Here is a 1,459-nt window from a genome sequence, read left to right as displayed (position 1 = left end):
GCATGATGGGGTGGACGGCGCCCGACGGCATCGGATGTGCCAGAATGAGTTCGTTGAGATCTCAAACAAGGGAGCCGTCCGTGGAACACCTTATCCGTATTGGCATGGATACGTCCAAGAGTGTTTTTCAGCTGCATGGTGTCGACGCTGCGGAGCGTTCGGTGCTGGTGCGTAAATTGCAACGGCGGGCGGTAGTCCCGTTCTTCGCCAAGCTTGCGCCGGTGAGGATCGGGCTGGAGGCGTGCGGTGGCTCGCATTACTGGGCGCGCACGCTGTCGGGGCTGGGTCATGAGGTGGTGCTGATCGCGGCGCAGCACGTGAAGCCGTATGTGCGGCGCGGCAAGCATGACGCGGCTGACGCCGAGGCGATCTGCGAGGCGATGAGCCGGCCCAGGACACGCTTTGTTGGGATCAAGAGCGGCGAGCAGCAAGCGGCGCAGATGCTGTTTGGGGTGCGCGAGCAGCTGGTGCGGCGGCGCACGCAGCTTTCCAACACGATCCGCGGCTACGCAGCCGAATTCGGCCTGGTGGCCGCACAAGGCCTTGCCCGCATCGAGCCACTGCTGGCCCGCATTGCCGGCGACGCGACGGTGCCGGCGCTGGCAAAGGAACTGCTTGAGACGCTCGGCGAGGAATACCGCGCGGTGTGCGCGCGATACGCGGCAATCGACAAGAAGCTGTTGGCCCATCACCGCAAGGACGAGACTGGACAGCGGCTGGCTGCGATGCCCGGCGTCGGGCCGGTCGTGGCGAGCCTGCTCGGCGTCAAGGTCACTGATGCGACAGCGTTCGGTTCGGGACGCGACTTCGCGGCGTGGCTGGGGCTGACGCCGAAGAACCATTCGACCGCCGGCAAGAACCGGCTGGGGGTGATCACGCGGGCCGGCGACGAGATGCTGCGGCAGGCGCTGGTGGTGGGCGCGACGGCCCACATCCAGCAGGTGCGTCGCGGCCGCGCCAAGGCCTCGCCGTGGCTGGCGGCGTTGATTGCGCGCAAGCCGCCGAAGCTGGCGGCTGTGGCGCTCGCCAACAAGACCGCCCGTATGGCCTGGAAGATGATGATCACCGGCGAGCCGTACCGTTGCGGCCTGGCGGGCAGCCTGACGCCTCCTCGCCGCCCTCAAGGCCGCTTCGCGCCGCCTACGGCGGTGGCCTGCGGCCAGCCCTGACCGCGGCTCAGCACGGCGCTGACATGCCCGGATAGGCCGCAACGGAGGAACACCGAACACAAGCTCTTGCAACGGAAGGAAGATGGCGTGATCGATCGATCCGTGACGCGCGAAACTCCGAGGGATCCATTGGCCAACGAAACCGCTGGCATGATTGGAACGGGCGTCGCGAACCCCACCTTGGCCAGCGGCCGCAAGGACCGTGCTCAAAGGCCGGACATATGGACGCAAGCGATCGAAAACGACGCAAAACAACCGTTGCAGGCAGGGCGCCGTCCACATATGGATCC

The 1,459-nt window shown here is 66.5% G+C and carries 2 protein-coding genes; both read left to right on the top strand.

Features of this window, described 5'->3' with window-relative positions:
* The first annotated feature begins 80 nt into the window (after nt 1–80).
* A complete protein-coding gene (locus tag NKH30_RS33015) occupies nt 81–1,169 on the top strand; it encodes an IS110 family RNA-guided transposase (protein WP_352475114.1) in 1,089 nt (362 codons plus the stop codon).
* Between the two features lie 87 nt (nt 1,170–1,256).
* Nucleotides 1,257–1,459: hypothetical protein (locus NKH30_RS33010; RefSeq protein WP_352475113.1), on the top strand; the 203-nt coding region annotated here is incomplete at its 3' end.

The organism is Mesorhizobium sp. M1273 (assembly GCF_040318195.1).
In the GTDB taxonomy this organism is placed as follows: domain Bacteria; phylum Pseudomonadota; class Alphaproteobacteria; order Rhizobiales; family Rhizobiaceae; genus Mesorhizobium.
The sequence above is the reverse complement of the archived record's forward strand: the minus strand, read 5'-3'. Positions and strand labels throughout refer to the sequence as shown.